General features: G+C 56.8%; 19 protein-coding genes, 1 other RNA gene and 1 pseudogene. 13 read left to right on the top strand and 8 right to left on the bottom strand.

Annotation, left to right across the window (positions count from 1 at the left end; all coding sequences use genetic code 11):
* Window positions 1-65: 65 nt before the first annotated feature.
* The 4 genes from xerC to AWT75_RS16460 all read right to left on the bottom strand — a co-directional run bounded on the left by xerC (window position 66) and on the right by AWT75_RS16460 (window position 2,766).
* Complete coding sequence (gene xerC / locus AWT75_RS16445; RefSeq protein ID WP_062790566.1) at window positions 66-938, bottom strand: tyrosine recombinase XerC; 873 nt, start codon at window positions 936-938, stop codon at window positions 66-68.
* A 7-nt stretch (window positions 939-945) separates the two neighbouring features.
* The gene (locus AWT75_RS16450; RefSeq protein ID WP_045848643.1) at window positions 946-1,797 is read right to left on the bottom strand and encodes an AAA family ATPase; all 852 of its coding nucleotides are present in this window, start codon (window positions 1,795-1,797) and stop codon (window positions 946-948) included.
* Between the two features lie 112 nt (window positions 1,798-1,909).
* The gene (locus AWT75_RS16455; RefSeq protein WP_193394097.1) at window positions 1,910-2,323 is read right to left on the bottom strand and encodes a TerB family tellurite resistance protein; all 414 of its coding nucleotides are present in this window, start codon (window positions 2,321-2,323) and stop codon (window positions 1,910-1,912) included.
* Window positions 2,324-2,340: 17 nt separating this feature from the next.
* Window positions 2,341-2,766: an acyl-CoA thioesterase gene (locus AWT75_RS16460; protein WP_045848645.1), complete on the bottom strand. Its 426-nt coding sequence runs from the start codon at window positions 2,764-2,766 to the stop codon at window positions 2,341-2,343.
* 119 nt (window positions 2,767-2,885) lie between these two features.
* Between AWT75_RS16460 and AWT75_RS16465 the strand changes: the two genes are divergently transcribed.
* A complete protein-coding gene (locus tag AWT75_RS16465; RefSeq protein ID WP_062790570.1) occupies window positions 2,886-3,335 on the top strand; it encodes a universal stress protein in 450 nt (149 codons plus the stop codon).
* A 107-nt stretch (window positions 3,336-3,442) separates the two neighbouring features.
* Here AWT75_RS16465 and AWT75_RS16470 read toward each other — a convergent pair whose 3' ends face one another.
* Both AWT75_RS16470 and ffs read right to left on the bottom strand, forming a co-directional pair.
* Window positions 3,443-3,766, bottom strand: coding sequence for a helix-turn-helix domain-containing protein (locus tag AWT75_RS16470; protein WP_045848647.1), 324 nt, complete (start codon window positions 3,764-3,766; stop codon window positions 3,443-3,445).
* A gap of 273 nt (window positions 3,767-4,039) precedes the next feature.
* Window positions 4,040-4,138, bottom strand: an RNA gene (gene ffs, locus AWT75_RS16475) — signal recognition particle sRNA small type.
* Window positions 4,139-4,306: 168 nt separating this feature from the next.
* Here ffs and argE point away from each other — a divergent pair.
* The 3 genes from argE to AWT75_RS16490 all read left to right on the top strand — a co-directional run bounded on the left by argE (window position 4,307) and on the right by AWT75_RS16490 (window position 7,450).
* A complete protein-coding gene (gene argE / locus AWT75_RS16480) occupies window positions 4,307-5,488 on the top strand; it encodes an acetylornithine deacetylase (protein WP_062790572.1) in 1,182 nt (393 codons plus the stop codon).
* Between the two features lie 123 nt (window positions 5,489-5,611).
* Window positions 5,612-7,000: a sodium-dependent transporter gene (locus AWT75_RS16485; RefSeq protein WP_045848649.1), complete on the top strand. Its 1,389-nt coding sequence runs from the start codon at window positions 5,612-5,614 to the stop codon at window positions 6,998-7,000.
* A gap of 210 nt (window positions 7,001-7,210) precedes the next feature.
* Window positions 7,211-7,450: a hypothetical protein gene (locus AWT75_RS16490; RefSeq protein ID WP_161937770.1), complete on the top strand. Its 240-nt coding sequence runs from the start codon at window positions 7,211-7,213 to the stop codon at window positions 7,448-7,450.
* On the opposite strand, the gene AWT75_RS16495 is transcribed toward AWT75_RS16490, so the two are convergent.
* On the bottom strand, window positions 7,441-8,028 hold the full coding sequence (locus tag AWT75_RS16495) for a DNA-3-methyladenine glycosylase I (RefSeq protein ID WP_045848651.1): 588 nt from the start codon (window positions 8,026-8,028) through the stop codon (window positions 7,441-7,443). The two genes, AWT75_RS16490 and AWT75_RS16495, sit on opposite strands and share 10 nt — an antisense overlap.
* Window positions 8,029-8,067: 39 nt before the next feature.
* Complete coding sequence (gene fliW / locus AWT75_RS16500; protein WP_045848697.1) at window positions 8,068-8,511, bottom strand: flagellar assembly protein FliW; 444 nt, start codon at window positions 8,509-8,511, stop codon at window positions 8,068-8,070.
* A gap of 179 nt (window positions 8,512-8,690) precedes the next feature.
* Between fliW and AWT75_RS16505 the strand changes: the two genes are divergently transcribed.
* The 9 genes and pseudogenes from AWT75_RS16505 to AWT75_RS22260 all read left to right on the top strand — a co-directional run.
* Complete coding sequence (locus tag AWT75_RS16505; protein ID WP_197077289.1) at window positions 8,691-9,518, top strand: ferritin-like domain-containing protein; 828 nt, start codon at window positions 8,691-8,693, stop codon at window positions 9,516-9,518.
* A gap of 62 nt (window positions 9,519-9,580) precedes the next feature.
* Entirely contained in the window at window positions 9,581-9,793 is a 213-nt protein-coding gene (locus AWT75_RS16510; RefSeq protein ID WP_045848653.1) for a hypothetical protein, read from the top strand.
* A gap of 165 nt (window positions 9,794-9,958) precedes the next feature.
* Window positions 9,959-10,399: a hypothetical protein gene (locus tag AWT75_RS16515; RefSeq protein WP_045848654.1), complete on the top strand. Its 441-nt coding sequence runs from the start codon at window positions 9,959-9,961 to the stop codon at window positions 10,397-10,399.
* Complete coding sequence (gene trhP, locus AWT75_RS16520) at window positions 10,393-11,739, top strand: prephenate-dependent tRNA uridine(34) hydroxylase TrhP (protein WP_045848655.1); 1,347 nt, start codon at window positions 10,393-10,395, stop codon at window positions 11,737-11,739. The genes AWT75_RS16515 and trhP overlap by 7 nt, the downstream gene beginning before the upstream one ends.
* A gap of 885 nt (window positions 11,740-12,624) precedes the next feature.
* Window positions 12,625-13,725 (top strand): polyamine ABC transporter substrate-binding protein, encoded by a 1,101-nt coding sequence (locus tag AWT75_RS16525; RefSeq protein ID WP_045848656.1) that lies wholly within the window; start codon window positions 12,625-12,627, stop codon window positions 13,723-13,725.
* 287 nt (window positions 13,726-14,012) lie between these two features.
* Window positions 14,013-14,921, top strand: coding sequence for an ABC transporter permease subunit (locus AWT75_RS16530; RefSeq protein ID WP_045848657.1), 909 nt, complete (start codon window positions 14,013-14,015; stop codon window positions 14,919-14,921).
* Window positions 14,918-15,763: an ABC transporter permease subunit gene (locus AWT75_RS16535; protein WP_062790576.1), complete on the top strand. Its 846-nt coding sequence runs from the start codon at window positions 14,918-14,920 to the stop codon at window positions 15,761-15,763. Before AWT75_RS16530 ends, AWT75_RS16535 begins: the two co-directional genes overlap by 4 nt.
* A 133-nt stretch (window positions 15,764-15,896) precedes the next feature.
* Window positions 15,897-17,369, top strand: a complete 1,473-nt coding sequence (locus tag AWT75_RS16540; RefSeq protein WP_062790578.1) for a DUF3138 family protein — start codon at window positions 15,897-15,899, stop codon at window positions 17,367-17,369.
* 115 nt (window positions 17,370-17,484) lie between these two features.
* Window positions 17,485-17,957: pseudogene (locus AWT75_RS22260) on the top strand (hypothetical protein); the annotation flags it as partial.

The raw sequence follows: 17,957 nt of genomic DNA on the forward strand, positions 1-17,957 counted from the left end.
GCGATCAAGTCACCTGCCGCATTGACAGGCTCTGCATTGGAAAAACCCGGCTTTGCCGGGTTTTTCTATTCAGTATCCTTTTTCCTGGCCCGTGGATGAGCGGCATCGTACACCTTGGCCAGATGCTGAAAGTCCAGCGCGGTGTAGATCTGGGTTGTCGACAGGTTGGCATGGCCCAGCAATTCCTGCACTGCCCGCAAATCGCCCGAGGATTGCAGCAGATGGCTGGCAAATGAGTGACGCAGCATGTGGGGGTGTACATGGCGGTCCATGCCGGTACGGATCGACCATTCCGCCAGGCGTTTTTGCACTTGCCGTGCACTGAGACGGCGGCCATGCCGTCCGACAAACACGGCATTGCAGCCCGCTTCGGCTTGCCGTTCGGCCAGCCATTGCTGCAGGTAATCCAGTGCCGTACGACCTATCGGCAGCAAGCGTGTCTTGTTGCCCTTGCCGCGCACGCGTAGCAGCTGTTCCTGCAGGTCCATGTCGGACAGGTCCAGCCCTACTGCTTCGGACAGGCGCAAGCCGGAGGAGTACATCAGCTCGAACAGGGCACGGTCGCGCAGGCTGAGGGTTTCATCATGCGGAATGTGTTCCAGCAAGGCGGCAGTACCATCCACTGGCAGCGCCTTGGGCAGGGGCTTGTTCTGCTTGGGCGCGCGCAGGCCCAGGCAAGGATTGATCCCGATGGCCTGTTTTTGTTGCAGCCAGTCGTAGAACTGCCGCCACGATGACAGCTTGCGTGCCAGGCTGCGACTACCCAGGCCGCGTGCGTGCAGGGTGGCCATGGCCTTGCGGATGTCATCGGCCTGCGCCTGCAGGATGTCGCGGCTGCCCAGTAGCAGTTGCAGGCCTTGCAAGTCGCGCACATAGGCATCCAGCGTGTGCGGGCTCTTGCCTTGCAGCCGCAAGCTGTCACGGAATGCAGCCAGCATGTCAGACTCAGCCACGGCGCAGGCGTGCCATATTGCTCAGGCGCTCGAACAAGGACAGGTCCTGCTCGTTCTTCAACAGGGCACCTGCCAATGGTGGCAGGCTGGCCGACTGGTGCTGGGCGGCCAGTTGTGCGCTGTCTATGCCTTCACTGCCCAGCAGCTTCAGCCAGTCCAGCAGTTCGGAAGTGGTGGGCTTTTTCTTCAGGCCGGGCATTTCACGGATGGCAAAAAAGACTTCCAGTGCCTGGCTGACCAGCTGCTGTTGCAGGCCGGGGTAGTGCACGTCCACGATGGTCTGCATGGTGGCCGGATCGGGAAAACGGATGTAATGGAAGAAGCAGCGGCGCAGGAAAGCGTCTGGCAGTTCCTTCTCGTTATTGGAAGTAATGATGATGATGGGCCGCTGCCGGGCACGAACAAATTGCTGCGTCTCGTGCACAAAAAACTCCATCTGGTCCAGTTCGCGCAGCAAGTCGTTGGGGAATTCGATGTCCGCCTTGTCAATTTCATCAATCAGCAACACCGGTGCCGTATCCGCCTCGAAGGCCTGCCATAGCTGCCCCTTGATGATGTAATTACTGATGTCATGAACCTTGGCATCGCCCAGCTGGGAGTCACGCAGGCGGGATACCGCATCGTATTCGTACAGCCCGTGCTGGGCTTTGGTACTGGATTTGATCGGCCAGACAATCAGCTGCCGGCCCAGGCTGGCGGCAATTTCTTCGGCCAGCATGGTCTTGCCGGTACCCGGCTCGCCTTTAACCAGCAAAGGGCGCTGCAGTGTGATGGCAGCATTGACTGCCATCATCAGGTCGTCGGTGGCAACGTATTGATCGCTGCCGGTAAAGCGGGTTTGCATATGGGTTAGCACCTTGTTGTTATCAATGACAAAGCCGCCAGGACGGGCCGGGCGGCTTGCGCAATGCTTTAGCACGGATGCCGGGCCTCGTACCCGGTTGCCGCCACAGGGTTCAGCGCACGAATTGGCGTTCCAGGTCGTCCAGGCTGATGTTCCATTCTTTCATCATGTGGCGCAGCAAGACAATTTCCGGGTCGCTGATGGTGCCGTCCGATTTGCTGATATCCATGGCTAGCACACAGGTCAGGATGCGTTTGACCGGATTGGTTACCTCGGCCAGCATGGTTTCGATCCGGTCGGTATCCAGCAGGTGAATGGTGCCGTCCTGCTCCGCTTCGTCGGAAATGTCGTCACAGTAGTCTGTCAGAACCTGGGCAAATTGCTTGCGCGACAGGCCGATCAGATCGTAGACGTTGACTTTTTCCAGCAGGTCCAGCTCGCGCGGGTCCATGTTGCCATCGGAAATCATGAACATGGCCAGCAAACGGGCAATGGCCTCGGGGCTGTTAATCGGGTATGGACGCATCACGAGATTCCTTGTTGTTATTGATGAAGCCTTGCCGCAAAGGCTGCGGGCATGGCTGCGACCTGACGAGTCTGGTAATCGAAGAATACGATGCCTGTCTTCAATCTTGCCACTTCTTTGCCATTGTTGCCATCTGTCGCCTGATAGACGATGTCCAGCCCGTACTTGTTGAGATCGGCAGTGCCGAGATTGAACACCAGTTGGTCGCCGTGAAATGCTTCGGCACGGTACATGACGGCTGCATCGGCCATGATGATGCCAACGCCCTCGACATCCAGCTCGCTGTAGCCCATGCTTTTCAACCAGCGCAGGCGCACCTCGTGCGCCAGACGCAAAATGGCATCATTGGCCATGTGGCCGCCGTAGTTGATGTCGCCAATGCGCACGTCCATGCTGGTCTGGAAGATGAACTGCTCGGGAAGCGCAATCTTGATGCGTGCCATGATTTCACCTGAATAAAATGACATTCAGTCTAATCGACTGTCTTAATCTGTATCAACAGCAAGCCGGGGTGGTTTGCTAGACTGAATGCATGGCTGCCAACACACACAAGGAGAGGCTTATGTACCAACGCATTTTCGTGCCGGTGGATGATAGTGATACGTCCAACCTGGCATTGGCTGAAGCATGCCGACTTGCCAAGACCATGGGTAGCACCCTTCGTCTGGTGCATGTGGTTGATCTGGCGCAGTTTGGCTGGGGCGGTACTGAGTTCCTGGATGCTGCCGAGCTGCAAAAGTCCATCAAGCAGGCCGGTGAGCAAGTGCTGGGACAGGCACAGGCACAGGCAGTGGCTGCCGGGCTGACCCCTGAAGTCAAGATCCTGGAGAGCTGGGGTGACAAGATTGCATCAGTGCTGATTGATGATGCCAATACCTGGGGTGCTGATCTGGTGGTGATGGGTACCCATGGCTGGAGCGGCTTGATGCATATCCTGATGGGTAGTGTTGCCGAAGGCTTGCTCAAGCAGGCAGATGTGCCGGTCCTGCTGGTACGCAATGCTGGTGAGTAAGCAGGTTTTCCAGACCGCTATGTACTACTACATTGCGGTTTGCTCATGAAAAAAGCAGCCGTTGAACCAGAAGGTTTGGCGGCTGCTTTTTTTGGGTGGCGGGAATATCAGCCAGCGGTTGCTTCGCTGCTGCCTTCCTGCGCTTCCATCTTGGCACGTACGGCCTTGCGCAGGCTCTTGTACAGGTCAGGATGGGTTTCTTTCAGGTACTCGACAATTTCGAAGTCTTCGCGACGTACCTTGGACAGTTCGATCTGCTCGACATGAACCAGACGCAGCAGTTCGCGAACCGGTTTAGGCATGTTGCGGCCGCTTTCGTAGCGGGAGCCGCCGGACTGGGTTACGCCGATGCGGCTCCAGAACTCTTGCTGATTCAGGCCCAGCTTGCGGCGGATTTCACGCGGATTGGTGATTTTTTCAAAGAGTTTCATGGGTTGTTCCTCTTAAAAGGCTAACAGTATTGTATTGAATTATTGTTTTGGCTTAGGACACTGCCCTATGTCCTAAAAATAGCAAAGAAAATCCATAAGGAATAATGTGATTTGAAAAAAATCATAAAGTTCCGTCATGGATTACATGCGCATGAATGATATGTTAGCGTATTCTTATCTAGAAATACAACGGAATGTCATCCACCTGGCACGAAAATGGTAGTTACATGTCGTAAACATGTATATAGATGATGGTAGAACCAAAGAGGGGAGGGTGGCGAGCCTGACCCTCGGCACTTGCACTAAGTAACTATGGCTGCTTCCTTCCGGACCTGACCAGGTTTGCTACCGTACAATGCGAGGAGACCCGCCGCAGAAGAGTGCGAATAATAGCGGGTTTCGGCATGCTTGCCAAGAGTGCTGTAGAAAAAGGCTATCCGGCTGGGGGGCAGGCAGCCTTTTTATTGGCAGGCATATTGCCTGAGTAGCAGCTCTGGGGGCAGACTCCGCCTATGTTTTGCCTTGTTACAGGACTGCCTCATGTCTTCCTCCTATCTTTCCCTGCTGCAAACACTGGTGGGCTTTGACACCACCAGCCGTCATTCCAATCTCGCACTGATCAGTTGGGTGGAGCAGTATCTGCAGGCTTACGGCCTGAGCAGCCAGCTGACCTTGAATGATGATGGCAGCAAGGCCAACCTGTTTGCCCGGATAGGTGCGGCAGACTTGCCGGTTCTGTTGCTGTCCGGTCACACCGATGTGGTGCCGGTGGACGGGCAGGCGTGGACTTCACCGCCGTTTACCCTGACCGACAAGGGAGACGGTCGTTGGTATGGCCGCGGTGCATGCGATATGAAGGGTTTCATTGCCTGCGTACTGGCGCATGTGCCGGAGTGGGTGAGGCTTGCAGCAGAGGGAAGCCTGCAGCAGGGCATCGGTATTGCCTTGTCTTATGACGAGGAAGTGGGCTGCTTGGGCGTGCCACGCCTGATTGATGCCTTGTTACAGGAGCAGGTGCCGCTGGCCGGTTGCATCATTGGCGAGCCGACTTCAATGCGTCCGGTGGTGGCACACAAGGGCATTGCCCATTACCACTGCCATGTACAGGGGCGGGCTGCGCATTCCTCGCTCACACCGCAAGGGGTGAATGCCATTGAATATGCCGCCAGGCTGATTACCCACGTTCGCCGCCTGGCAGACACTGAGGCATCGTTCGGTCATCACCAGCCATTGTATGATGTGCCGTTTACCACCTTGCAAACCGGCACCATTTCCGGCGGTACGGCCAACAACATCGTGCCCAAGGATTGCGAATTCACCTTCGAGTGCCGCTGGCTGCCAGGGGATGATCCGCAGCGCTTTGTCGATTCGGTGCGTGACTATGCTGACAATCTGTTGCTCGAAATGCGCCAGGTGGCCCCGGAAGCGGAAATCTCAATTGAGCCGCGCGTATATTGCCCGGCATTCGAGGCTACACCGCAAAGTGAAGTGCTGCACTATGTGGAAAAGCTGTGCGCTTGTCAGGGTGGTGACGGTGTGGCGTATACCACGGAAGCTGGTGTTTTCCATGCGGCCGGCATCCCTTGTGTTGTGCTGGGACCAGGTTCGATCGAGCAGGCACATCGCCCGGATGAATTTATTGAGGAGAGTCAACTGGCTGCCTGTTTTGATTGGCTGGCACGGCTCACTGCCGAGTTGTGTCGCGTGCAGGGTGGTGACTGACAAATAATTTTGCATGGTCTGGAAAATCACTTCAGAATCGCCGCTCCGGTGACCCCGGAACCCGTGTAATCCGTTCAGGTTATCGCTTGAACGGGTTTGAATTTTGTCGTGATGAGAGACCAAATGAAACAGGACAGCAGATCCTCGGCGTCCGCAGGTGCCAGCAAGGCACGTGACGGATTTACCTCCAGTTTTGGCGTACTGGCCGCCACGCTCGGCTCGGCGGTCGGGCTGGGTAATATCTGGAAATTTCCCTATCTGACCGGGACCAATGGCGGTGCCGGTTTTCTGATCGTGTATGTCTGTGCCACCTTGCTGGTGGGTTTGCCGGTGATGATTTCGGAAATCATGCTGGGCCGCCGTGCCAAGTCCGATGCAGTCACCGCATTGAAAAAGCTGGCACCTGCCGGCCAGCCATGGTGGTTGATCAGCGCTTTTGGCGTATTGTCGGCCTTCCTGATCATGGCGTTTTATTCCGAAGTGGCTGCCTGGGTGTTTGCCTATGTGTTCAAGGCGATTGGCGGTGGCATTCTGTCCAGCGATCCGAAAGTCACCTCGGCGGCTTTTGGCAGCCTGATTGCCGACCCGGTGCAGTCGCTGCTGTGGCAATGGCTGGTGCTGGCGCTGATTGGCGGTATCTTGCTGATGGGGGTGGCCAAGGGGATTGAGGCTGTCACCAAGAAGCTGATGCCCATCCTGTTCTTGCTGCTGCTGGTGATTGGCGTGCGCAGCCTGATGCTGCCTGGTGCCATGCAGGGCATCAGTTTCCTGTTTGCCCCGGATTTCTCCAAGATTACTGCCGCAGTGGTGTTGACTGCGGTTGGCCTGGCATTTTTCAAGTTGTCCATCGGCATGGGTACCATGATGACCTATGGCAGCTATTTCCGTGACGATCAGAACATTCCTGCCACCACCTTGCGCGTGATGTGTGCCGACCTGTTTGTGTCCATGCTGGCCGGTATTGCCATTTTCCCGGCAGTGTTTGCCTTTGGCTTCAAGCCGGAAGCCGGGCCGTCGCTGCTGTTCATCACCATTCCTGCCGTGTTTGCCAGCATGCCGATGGGCCAGCTGTTCATGGTGGCTTTCTTTATATTGGCTGCCATCGCCTCGACGGGTGCCATGTTGTCCATCCTGGAAGTGCCGGTATCGGTGTTGAGCGAGCGTTTTGGCATCAGCCGTCCCAAGGCAACGGTGCTGAACCTGCTGGTGCTGGCACTGTTTGGCGCAAGCTGTGCCTTGTCCAACAGCACCATGGCTGACTTCAAGCTGTTTGGCATGACCATGTTCGACCTGTTCGACTTTGTCACATCCAATATCCTGATGCCGCTGGGTGGTATCTTCCTTTGCCTGTTTGTCGGCTGGGTATGGGGTTTTGACCGTTTGAAGGCGGCCTTGTCCAATGAAGGCCAGTTGCACAACGAGGCGCTGGTGCGGGTACTGCTGGTGGTGGTGCGCTTTGTTTCGCCGCTGCTGATTCTGGTGGTGATGCTCAAGGGGCTGAAGCTGTTCTGAGTTCCCGGTAGCGTGGTTGCTTGAACAGAAGGGTCATCCGGATTGGATGGCCCTTTTTGTTTTCATGGAAACCTATCAAATGGTTTTGCGCATTATTAAATCAAATTACGAATGGTGATTTAACTGGATTTTAATAATAAGACATGAAATGATGATGGCTTACTGCACACCCACAGGGGTGAGAGGTGAAGTATGAGTCATCAGCGGAAGTTGGTTTTTACGCTGCAGCAGCTTGAGGTTCCGGGCCGCCTGCGTGCGCTGTGTCAGGAGTTGTCGGCACTGGTGCCGGACCGTATGGAAGGGCCGTGGTCGGAAGAGGAAGTGCGTGAGCTGATTCACGGCTGGCGCATGATGGCATTTTGTCAGGAGGATGAGCCGGTGCAGGCTCACCCCTTTCATTCCACCGACGGCATGTTCCGCACCGTGGTGTTCAGCCCGGCTCAGGCCTGAGTCTTGCCATAGGCCGGGTGGCAGTGGCAAGCCAGCAAGTGGTCATTCACTACCCCGGTTGCCTGCAAGTAAGCATAAATCACGGTACTGCCGACAAAATTCATTCCGGCTTTTTTCAGTGACTTGCTGATCTGGTCGGATAATGCCGTGCTGGCCGGGCAATCTTGCAATGTCGGCCAGTGGTTGAGCACGCTCTGCCCCTGGGTGTGGCTCCACAGCCAGCGGTCGAAACTGCCGTGCTCTTGCTGCAATTGCAGGAACACCGCCGCATTGCGAATGGCACTGCGTATCTTCAGACGATTGCGGACAATCCCGCTGTCCTGCATCAGCCTTTCGACATCCTCTTCGGTCATCTGCGCCACCCGCTGCGGGTCGAAACCATGGAAGGCCCGGCGATAGCCTTCGCGCTTGCGCAGGATGGTGATCCAGGACAAGCCTGCCTGGGCACCTTCGAGAATCAGCATTTCAAACAGCCTGGTGTCGTCGTGTTGCGGACGGCCCCATTCCTCATCGTGATAGGCAATATATAAAGGATCATCCCCGCACCAGGGGCAGCGCGGTACTGAAGAGACAGTCATGAAAGGCTCCGGGGCAGCCCGGCTGGTGCCGGGCCGGGTTTAGCCGAGGTTGTGCATCAGGATGTCGCAGGACAGGCCGGTTTTCTGCAGGCCTTTGCGGCTGGACAGGTTGAGGATGAGCGGATTGCGGATGTTTGCCTTCAGTTCGCCCAGTGCCGGATGGGATTCGGACTCGGACTGTTCCTGATACAGCAATACCAGAATCACGGCATCTTCCGGCTTGCTCAGTTCCAGACGGGAAACTTCCTCGTCATTCAGTTCCACCTCGTAGCGAACGCCCAGTTGAGTCGGGTGGGTCACGCTCAGGGTGATGCCGGCATCGTCCAGCGACTGCATCCAGAATACCGACGGATTGGCGCTGTCGGCATTGTGGAACAGCTTGAACTGGGTGCAGTTTTCCAGAGCCGGAATACCCTGGTCAAAATTGATGATGGTGCTTTCATCCACTTCTACGGTGCCGAGTTGGCTGGAATTGAACAGCATGTTGTTCTCCCTGTGGCAGATGACAGCATTATGCATCAAGCCCATGGTGTCGACGATGTTCTTGTAGGGTGGATGGCGCTTGCAGGATGAGACAGACCATGAAATTCCGTGTGTACGATGGTGCGCCAGGGTGCATCAGCGCACGAATGCAGTGCAAACCGTTAGAATACAGCACCATGATGAAGCCTGAATCCCTGTATCCACAGATTGAAGCAGCCTTGTGCTGTAACGATGTCGCCGCCAAACTGGCCGCTACCGACCATATCCACGCTGCCTGGCAGGCGGGCCACTTGCAGCGGCTGGACGCGCCCTTGTCACGCCTGCCGCTGGCCGGTCATCCGGCAAGGCCGGAGCTGGTGCATGCCACCAAGGTGCCACGACGCAGGACTGGCTCCCCGCTGGGCCAGCCGGCCATGCTGCATGCCATTGCCCATATCGAATTCAATGCCGTCAATCTGGCGCTGGATGCCGCCTGGCGCTTTCGCGACATGCCGGACGCCTACGTCACCGACTGGCTGCGCATTGCGGCGGAGGAGGCCAAACATTTTCGCCTGCTGCAACAGCGTTTGCAGCAACTGGGCCATGACTATGGTGATTTCCCGGCGCATAACGGCTTGTGGGAAATCTGCCATCGTACCGATCACGATGTGCTGGTCCGCATGGCGCTGGTGCCGCGCGTGCTGGAAGCGCGGGGGCTGGATGCCAGCCCCGAGCTGAAGCGCAAACTGGCCAATATTGGCGACCATGCCAGCGTGGCGATTCTCGACATCATTCTTGAAGATGAAATCGGCCATGTTCAGGTGGGAAATCATTGGTTTCACTGGCTGTGTCGCGCACGTGGCCTTGAGCCGATGACCGCGTTTTGCGCCTTGCTGGACGAGTATGACCTGACCGCCCATCGCGGCAGCTACAATATGGATGCCCGGCGTTGTGCCGGATTCAGCGAAGCCGAACTGCAATGGTTGCAGCAGGCCAAACCAGAACAGCCAGGCATCAGCGCCAACTGACGCTGGTGCATGTAGCGGAGGTCTTGCCCCGCTGATGAAAACGATGATGAAGGAGACTGATAATGTGGAATGTCATTCGCCGTATCCGCATGCGGCGCAAACAGGCGGTGCTGTGCCTGCTGGCGGCTACCTTGGCCTTTGTGCTGAGCGCCGCAATGATGAGCAGTCTGAGCTTTGCCCAAGAGCCGGTACTGACTGTGTGCTGGGGCGTACTGATGGTGTGGTCGCTGCTGGTGCAGCTTCTGCTGCTGGCGATGCTGGCCAAAAAACCATGAAGCAGAAAATGGCATTGAAAACATGGGCTTAAAGGATTTGCTCCATGCTGATGCCAGGCTTGACGATGCCGCGTCCGGCGGCGCATAATCGCGCCGCAACATAGAAAAAAGGCCCCTGATACGGCGGGGCCTTTTTGTTTTTACAGTTTTCGGAGAACCCGGATCATGGACTATCAGGCGTTTTTGCGTCAGTTGGAATCCAGCACGCTGCCTGCATCCGAATTTACCCACCAGGCGCATTTGTATGCTGCCTGGGCTTACCGTCGCCAGTATCCGGCGCCGGAGGCGGCCGTGCGCTGTGCGCGTGCGCTGTCGCGCTATGCCATGGCGCAGGGCGCGGCAGAAAAATACCATCACACCCTCACCATGTCCTTGTTGTCCATCCTGTATCACCGTGCCCAGCAGATGCCGGCCATGGTGCAGGAATGGCCGGTTTTTCTGGCGCAGTGTGATGATGTATTGCACGACGCCAAGGCGGTGTTGTTCCAATATTACTCGGATGACAGGTTGAATCAGGATGTATCACGGCGCGCGTTTGTGCCGCCGGATCGCATGCCCTTGCCGATTGCCTGCCTGTCCCAACAAGAAAGCGAAGCCCTATGTTAAAAGCCCCGGAATTGCTGCTGCCCGCCGGCACGCTGGACAAAATGCGCGCAGCTTACGATTTTGGCGCGGATGCGGTCTATGCCGGTCAGCCGCGCTATTCGCTGCGTGCGCGCAATAACGACTTCAAGCTTGAAGAACTGAAAACCGGTATTGATGAAGCGCATGCGCGCGGCAAGCTGTTCTTTGTGGCCAGCAACCTGTTGCCGCACAACAGCAAGATCAAGACCTACATGGCCGACATGGAGCCGGTGATCGCCATGAAGCCGGATGCGCTGATCATGGCTGACCCCGGCCTGATCATGATGGTGCGCGAGCGCTGGCCGGAAGTGCCTATCCACTTGTCGGTGCAGGCCAATACCGTCAACTACATGGGGGTGAAGTTCTGGCAGAAGCTGGGTGTGTCGCGCATCATCCTGTCGCGCGAGCTGAGCCTGGACGAGATTGCCGAAATCCGTCAGGAATGCCCGGATATCGAGCTGGAAGTGTTTGTGCATGGTGCCTTGTGCATTGCCTACTCCGGCCGTTGCCTGTTGTCCGGTTATTTCAATCACCGCGACCCGAACCAGGGCACCTGTACCAATGCCTGCCGCTGGGATTACAAGATGCACGACACCCAGGGCGATGACGCGGGTGATGTGCAAACCATCAAGCTGGATTTCAACAAGGCACTGGAAGAAGCCAACCAGAGCTTTGCCGCCTGTGGTGGTGCCGAACGCCATCCGCTGGCCGACAAGACCTACCTGATCGAAGAAGGCAGCCGTCCGGGCGAGCTGATGCCCATCATCGAAGACGAGCATGGCACCTACATCATGAACTCCAAGGACCTGCGTGCGGTGGAGCAGGTGGAGAAGCTGGTGAAGATCGGTGTGGATTCGTTGAAGATTGAAGGGCGTACCAAGAGCCTGTACTACGTGGCCCGCACCGCGCAGGTGTATCGCCGTGCCATCGATGACGCCGTGGCCGGCCGCCCGTTTGACTACAGCCTGCTGGCCGAACTGGAAGGCCTGGCCAATCGTGGCTACACCCCGGGCTTCCTGGAGCGTCACCAGACCCAGGATTACCAGAATTACCTGGACGGCCATTCCAAGGCCAAGCAAAGCCAGTATGTGGGCGATGTGCTGGAAGTGGATGCCGATGGCTGGGCGCTGGTCGAGGTGAAGAACCGCTTTGCGGTGGGGGATCGCATCGAGGTGATCCATCCGCGTGGTAACCGCATCGTGCAGCTGACCCAGATGACCCGTAACGGTGTGGCGGTCGATCTGGCTGCTGGTAACGGCATGCAGGTGCGCATTCCGGATATGGCTGGCATGGAGAAAGCGCTGCTGGCACGCTTGATCTGATCAAATTCCTGCCACTGTGCAAACAGTGCTAAAACGTAAGCGGCTTGCCTGAAGGGGTAAACCGCTTTTATTTCGTCGGTACGCACAGCAAGGCATGGCCAGATTTGATCTGTGGCAAAACTGCCTCATTCTGAGGTGAAGCAAGAAAAAACTTTTTTTGTCCACCGCTGGCTGAATCGGCGCGTTAATCCGATCAGGGGTACTGTATGCCGTTGCCAGCCCTGCTGCAGGGTGTAGCCCGAGCAGGTGGTGGCTAAACCCTTGAATCACCAAGCGGGGCGCGGTTTTTGATCATATGTTTAGTCAATTTGGTGCTGTGGCGCTGGATATGCCCGATAAATGATCAGATGTGCCGGGGTGTGCGTGCTGTGCAGATGTCAAGCCCCTGCCGCCTGCCGTTTTTTGCGCTGCAAAAAAAATCATGTTGCGGCTGAATGTCTTTGTGGTTAAAAAGCTGTAACACCTCAACACAATTTGTGGATTTTATTAAACATAACCGAGGTGATATCTACAACGGAGGAGGCTGGTTCGAGCGTTAGCCTGAACCTGTCGAAGTGCAGTCGGCCTGGTGCCGGCAGCGTTTCATGGCTTTCCTGCGATAACAATAATGTGAAAAGACTGGCAGCTTGTTTGCCTTGTCCTTCGTCTCTTGCCTGACAGTGGCCTGCCGTTCTGGATTGGAAATAGCCAGAATGGATAGGATGGGGTTATAAATGTCGTGCACGCTTATTGCTTGGTGAATAGGCGTGCCACATTCGCCCCGGGTTTGGCGTGACCGGATAGGAGGGAGAATCCCCGACCGGTCTCATGAGGTGCAGTGCATCAGGTCCCTCGCGTCCCCAGACGAAGGGAATTTATGGTCTTGCAATACATAGGAAGCCTGTAATGAAGAAGAAACTTGTCAAGAAAGTGCTGTGTTCGCTGCTTCTGCTGTTGCCAAGTGCTGGCGTTCTGGCAGAAGACAAGGCACTGAACGTTTATAACTGGTCCGACTACATTGCCAAGGGCACCATTCCCGGCTATGAAAAGCAGACCGGCGTGAAGGTGAAGTATGACGTTTACGACAGCGACGACACCTTGCAAGCCAAGATGCTGACCGGCCGTGCCGGCTACGACATCGTGGTTCCGACCTCCAACTTCATGGCCAAGCAGATTGAGGCGGGCATCTACCAGAAACTGGACAAGTCCAAGATCCCGAACCTGGCGAATCTGGACAAGGCCCTGATGGCCAAGATCCAGGATGCCGATCCGGGCAATGCCCACGGTGTGCCCTGGGCTTACGGTACCGACGGCCTGGGTTACAACTTCACCAAGGTGAAGGCCATTCTGGGCGCCGGTGCTCCGCTGGACAGCTGGGACATCCTGTTTGACCCGAAATATGTTTCCAAACTGAAGGGCTGCGGCGTTTCGGTGCTGGATCAGGCCAACGACGTTTTCGCAGTCGCACTGCACCACCTGGGCAAGGACCCGAACAGCAAGAACCCGGCTGACTATCAGGCCGCCTTCGAACTGCTGAAGAAAATCCGCCCCTACATCACCCAGTTCAATTCTTCCGGCTACATCAATGACCTGGCCAATGGCGATATCTGCCTGGCGCTGGGCTGGTCCGGTGACGTCAACATTGCCAAGCACCGTGCCGCTGAAGCCAAGCGTACCTATCAGCTGGGCTATGTGATTCCGAAATCCGGCGCGCCGATCTGGTTTGACGTGATGGTGATCCCGAAAGATGCGCCGCACGTGGAAGCCGCTCACAAGTGGATCAACTACATCCAGAATCCGGAAGTCAACGCCGCGATTACCGATGAAGTGTTCTACCCTACGGCCAACGCAGCTGCCCGCAAGTTCGTGAAGCCGGAAATCGCCAACGATCCGTCCATTTATCCGCCGGAATCGGTCATGAAGACCCTGTTCCTGCTCAAGCCGCTGCCGGCTGACATCATGCGTCTGCAGAACCGTCTGTGGACCCAGCTGAAGACCGGCCGCTAAACCGAGTCCTGAATCACCGGGGTGTTTGCACCCCGGTGCTGCAAGACAGCACGGCCTGCCGGGGTTTTCCCCGCGCAGGCTGATGCAAGCGTCAGCTGCCGTTCGGCAACGGGCAGGTGGCTGGCTAGAAAAAGTATCTGGAGTGAGGGTTGCAAGCCGGTCCGGCAGGGTCGGGTTGCTGTGAAACGTAAGTCATCACATCAGGGCGAGTCGTGACAGGGCCTTGATATGATGGCTGTAAAGATGGGCTTGGCAAGCCGGGTTCCCCGGCCAAGTGGTGCTAAATCATGAAAAGTCTCAAATTCAGTCGATGGTTACCGTCCGGCAGGACAACCGTGATTGGTGTTCCGTTTTTGTTCCTGTTTGTCTTTTTCCTGTTGCCCTTCCTGTTGGTGGTAGGCATCAGCTTCTCCCAGCAGCAGCTGGGGATTCCGCCTTACACACCGCTCACCAAGATGGAAGACGATGTCTTCACCCTGGTGCTCAACATCGGCCATTACAAGTTCATGCTGGGTGACGATCTGTACTTCGCCACCTACATCAGCTCGGTCAAGATGGCTTTTGTGTCCACGGTTTTGTGTCTGCTGATCGGTTACCCGATGGCTTACTACATTGCCCGTGCGTCTGAATCTGCCCGTGACACCCTGATGATGATGGTGATGCTGCCGTTCTGGACGTCCTACCTGATCCGCGTGTATGCGTGGATCGGCATCCTGAAGAACGACGGTTTCCTCAATCAGTTCCTGATGTGGCTGGGCGTCATCGATACCCCGCTGCGCCTGTACCACACCAACTGGGGTGTTTATATCGGCATGGTGTTTTCCTACCTGCCGTTCATGATCATGCCGCTGTATTCCCACCTGGTGAAAATGGACCTGCGCCTGCTGGAAGCCGCCTACGACCTGGGTGCCCGTCCGTGGAAGGCCTTTGTGCAGGTAACCCTGCCGCTGTCCAAGAACGGCATCATCGCCGGCAGCCTGCTGGTGTTCATTCCGGCGGTAGGTGAATACGTGATTCCGGAACTGCTGGGTGGTTCCGACACGCTGATGATCGGCCGCGTGATGTGGGATGAATTCTTCAACAATATGGACTGGCCGATGGCGGCTACCGTGACTTGCGCGATGGTGCTGCTGCTGCTGGTGCCCATGGCCATGTTCCAGCATTACCAAGCAAAAGTGATGGAGGAAGTGAAATGAGCACCTTGAAACCCAGCAAGCCGCTGTCTTATGCGGTACTTGGCTTCGGCTACTCTTTCCTGTACCTGCCCATCCTGCTGCTCATCATCTATTCGTTCAACGAATCGAAGCTGGTGACGGTGTGGTCCGGTTTCTCCACCAAGTGGTACTGGGCACTGCTGGAGGATGACGAACTCATCACCGCAGCCCTGCTCAGTATCAAGATTGCGCTGATGACGGCAACGGCATCGGTGGTGGTGGGTACCTGGGCCGGTTTTGTGATGGCGCGGCTCAACCGCTTCCGCCTGTTTCCGCTGTTCGCCGGCATGATCAACGCCCCGCTGGTGATTCCGGAAGTGATCCAGGGTATTTCGCTGTTGCTGCTGTTTGTGGCCATGGAGCAAACCCTGGGCTGGCCGGAAGGCCGCGGTGTGTTCACCATCTGGATTGGTCACGTGATGCTGTGTGTGTCCTACGTAGCCATCATCGTGCAATCCCGTGTGCGTGAACTGAACCGTTCGCTGGAAGAAGCCGCCATGGACCTGGGTGCACGTCCGCTCAAGGTGTTCTGCGTGATTACCCTGCCGCTGATTTCCCAGGCGCTGGTGTCCGGCTGGTTGCTGTCCTTCACCCTGTCGCTGGACGACCTGGTGCTGACCGCCTTCCTGTCCGGTCCAGGTTCCACCACCTTGCCGATGGTGGTGTTCTCGCGGGTTCGTCTGGGTCTGAACCCGGAAATGAACGCACTGGCCACCCTGTTCATCCTGGTGGTGTCGGTGGGGGTGGTAGCGGGCAATCTGTACATGCGTTCCATGCAGCGCAAGCGTGAACGTGAAATGCAGCTGGCCTTCAAGGCTGCCTGAGTCAGCAGGGGATTAGTGTAACGACAACGGGGTAGCAGTGGGTTGGGCAGTCAGACCAGTCCGGCTGTTGCCCCGTTTGTTCTGTCAGCGTAGGAGCAAAGCTGTTCATGCTGTAGTACAAGGGAGAAATGAAATGAAGAAATTGTTGATCAGCGCACTGATCGCAGGTCTTCCCGGTGTGGCCATGGCCGACGCCAAGGGAGACGAAATCGCCAAGCTCAAGGCCCAGCTAGAGGCCCTGCAGGCGCAAATGCAACAGCTGCAACAGGCGGTGAATGCCGCAACTGCCGCCAAGGCACCCGAGGCCGATGACGGCAATGCCGAGCTGAAACAGCGCGTGGCCGGCATGGAGATGAAGGTCGACAAGCTGACTACCGATGCGAGCGAAGGCCCGATTGCCGGTCTGAGCATTACCGGTTACATGGACCCGACCTATGTGGCCAGCCGTCTGGGTCGCAGCGCCGGCTTCCAGTTTGTCAATCACAGCAACCAGTATGCTTACACCAACAGCACCTTTGGTGATGTCTACCTGGACATCAAGAAAACCTTTGGTGTCGGCCCGATGGCGCCCAGTGCCGAAGTCAGCATCCTGCCTAACCGTGGTTCCGGCAACAACCTGCTGACCAGCGGTGGCACCAGCAGCGCCGGCAACAACATCATCAATACCGCCATCATCAACTTCCCGGTGTCCGACACTACCCAGTTGGTGGCAGGTTTGATGAACAGCTTCGGTGGTTACGAAGTACAGCAATCCAACCAGATGAACACCATCACCCATGGCCTGCTGTATGACTTCAGCGACCCGGGCAGCTATGTTGGTGCCGGCTTCAACTGGTCGCATGGGTCGTGGGCTACCAAGTTCATGATTGCCAACGAGCAGTTCCACACCAACCCGAACAGTGCTACTGACTCCGGTACGCATACCCATAGCAACAGCACCCCGACGGTGACTGGCCGTGTCGACTACACCATGACCAGCAATCTGGACATTGGCGGCTCGATGAATATCGGTCGTCAAAGCCTGTATGCGCACACCGATGCCAATGGTAATGGTGACGGTACCTATGGCTATCAAGGTACTTCCAATAGCGCCTACGGGGCCTACTACTTTGGCGAGCTGGACATGACGCTGACCGGTACCGACAGTGTCTACAATGCCGAAATCGACTATGGTCGCCAGAAGCAGGCAGCCTGGAACGGTGGCGATGCCGTATGGTATGGCTTCTCCTTGCTGGCCCATCAGAAATGGAATTCCGAGTGGTTCGGCCGCATGGGTGCCACCCTGCGTTATGACTACCTGAATGACAGCAAGAACGGTGGCGGTGGCGGTGGTATCGCGCTGGGTCAGTCCAGTGGCGTGGATGGCACCAACGGCTTCGGTATTTCCCAGGCTTGTTTCAATAGCAGCAGTGTCAATGGTACTGATTGCTCCGGTGCCACTCGTCAGGCTTTGACCGCAGCCTTGCTGTTCTACCCGACCGACCAGTTGACCCTGAAGATGGAAATCCGTCACGACTGGGCCAATCGCGACGTATTCCTGCGCAGCGATGGCAACTATCGCAAGAGCAACGATATCTTCGCGGCTCAGGCGGTTTACAGCTTCTGATCCTGGTTTGTCCTGTTGTCACGAATGGCCTCCGCTGGAGGCCATTTTTATTGGGTGACTTGGCAAATGCCGGTGATGACCGCATTTTATGCAAACCGCTTGCCAGGAAATCATCATGTTCAATGCGCCGGAATGGTTCCGTTCGCTGTTCAATCGTCAGCCCTATGTGGCCGACCCAGTCCGCCCTCACCATGGGGCGCGGGCTTATCGCAATATGTACCCGTTTTCCCTCCCGTCTGCGGGGCAGCTGTTGGCATGGCAGTTAAGGCATTGGTGGGGGCCGCAGCCAGCGCATCGACCCGAGATGATTCCGCTCACCAGCGGTGAGGCTGCCGCCTTGCGTGAGAACCGCAGTCGCAGCAGTGTCAGCTGGCTGGGGCATGCCAGCAGTTTCATCCAGTTGGCCGGCTGCAATATCCTGCTCGATCCGGTGTTATCACCCAGGGTGTCACCCTTCCGTTTCCTGGGGCCCAGGCGTCAGGTGCCAATGCCGCTGGATTTGCCCGATCTGCCGCGTATCGACCCTGCTGCTGGTCACCCATCTGCATTACGATCACCTGGACTTTTCCACGCTGCAACGCCTGGCGG

Source organism: Aquitalea pelogenes (assembly GCF_001515305.1).
GTDB lineage: Bacteria > Pseudomonadota > Gammaproteobacteria > Burkholderiales > Chromobacteriaceae > Aquitalea > Aquitalea pelogenes.

What these genes read in the sequence shown, in the direction of transcription:
- AWT75_RS16535 (WP_062790576.1), top strand. Translation starts at nt 14,918, where the DNA reads ATGAGCACCTTGAAACCCAGCAAGCCGCTGTCTTATGCGGTACTTGGC.
- AWT75_RS16510 (WP_045848653.1), top strand. Translation starts at nt 9,581, where the DNA reads ATGTGGAATGTCATTCGCCGTATCCGCATGCGGCGCAAACAGGCGGTG.
- AWT75_RS16530 (WP_045848657.1), top strand. Translation starts at nt 14,013, where the DNA reads ATGAAAAGTCTCAAATTCAGTCGATGGTTACCGTCCGGCAGGACAACC.
- argE (WP_062790572.1), top strand. Translation starts at nt 4,307, where the DNA reads ATGTCTTCCTCCTATCTTTCCCTGCTGCAAACACTGGTGGGCTTTGAC.
- AWT75_RS16450 (WP_045848643.1), bottom strand. Translation starts at nt 1,797, where the DNA reads ATGCAAACCCGCTTTACCGGCAGCGATCAATACGTTGCCACCGACGAC.
- AWT75_RS16470 (WP_045848647.1), bottom strand. Translation starts at nt 3,766, where the DNA reads ATGAAACTCTTTGAAAAAATCACCAATCCGCGTGAAATCCGCCGCAAG.
- AWT75_RS16460 (WP_045848645.1), bottom strand. Translation starts at nt 2,766, where the DNA reads ATGGCACGCATCAAGATTGCGCTTCCCGAGCAGTTCATCTTCCAGACC.
- AWT75_RS16515 (WP_045848654.1), top strand. Translation starts at nt 9,959, where the DNA reads ATGGACTATCAGGCGTTTTTGCGTCAGTTGGAATCCAGCACGCTGCCT.
- xerC (WP_062790566.1), bottom strand. Translation starts at nt 938, where the DNA reads ATGCTGGCTGCATTCCGTGACAGCTTGCGGCTGCAAGGCAAGAGCCCG.
- fliW (WP_045848697.1), bottom strand. Translation starts at nt 8,511, where the DNA reads ATGCTGTTCAATTCCAGCCAACTCGGCACCGTAGAAGTGGATGAAAGC.
- trhP (WP_045848655.1), top strand. Translation starts at nt 10,393, where the DNA reads ATGTTAAAAGCCCCGGAATTGCTGCTGCCCGCCGGCACGCTGGACAAA.
- AWT75_RS16505 (WP_197077289.1), top strand. Translation starts at nt 8,691, where the DNA reads ATGAAGCCTGAATCCCTGTATCCACAGATTGAAGCAGCCTTGTGCTGT.
- AWT75_RS16465 (WP_062790570.1), top strand. Translation starts at nt 2,886, where the DNA reads ATGTACCAACGCATTTTCGTGCCGGTGGATGATAGTGATACGTCCAAC.
- AWT75_RS16485 (WP_045848649.1), top strand. Translation starts at nt 5,612, where the DNA reads ATGAAACAGGACAGCAGATCCTCGGCGTCCGCAGGTGCCAGCAAGGCA.
- AWT75_RS16455 (WP_193394097.1), bottom strand. Translation starts at nt 2,323, where the DNA reads ATGCGTCCATACCCGATTAACAGCCCCGAGGCCATTGCCCGTTTGCTG.
- AWT75_RS16540 (WP_062790578.1), top strand. Translation starts at nt 15,897, where the DNA reads ATGAAGAAATTGTTGATCAGCGCACTGATCGCAGGTCTTCCCGGTGTG.
- AWT75_RS16495 (WP_045848651.1), bottom strand. Translation starts at nt 8,028, where the DNA reads ATGACTGTCTCTTCAGTACCGCGCTGCCCCTGGTGCGGGGATGATCCT.
- AWT75_RS16525 (WP_045848656.1), top strand. Translation starts at nt 12,625, where the DNA reads ATGAAGAAGAAACTTGTCAAGAAAGTGCTGTGTTCGCTGCTTCTGCTG.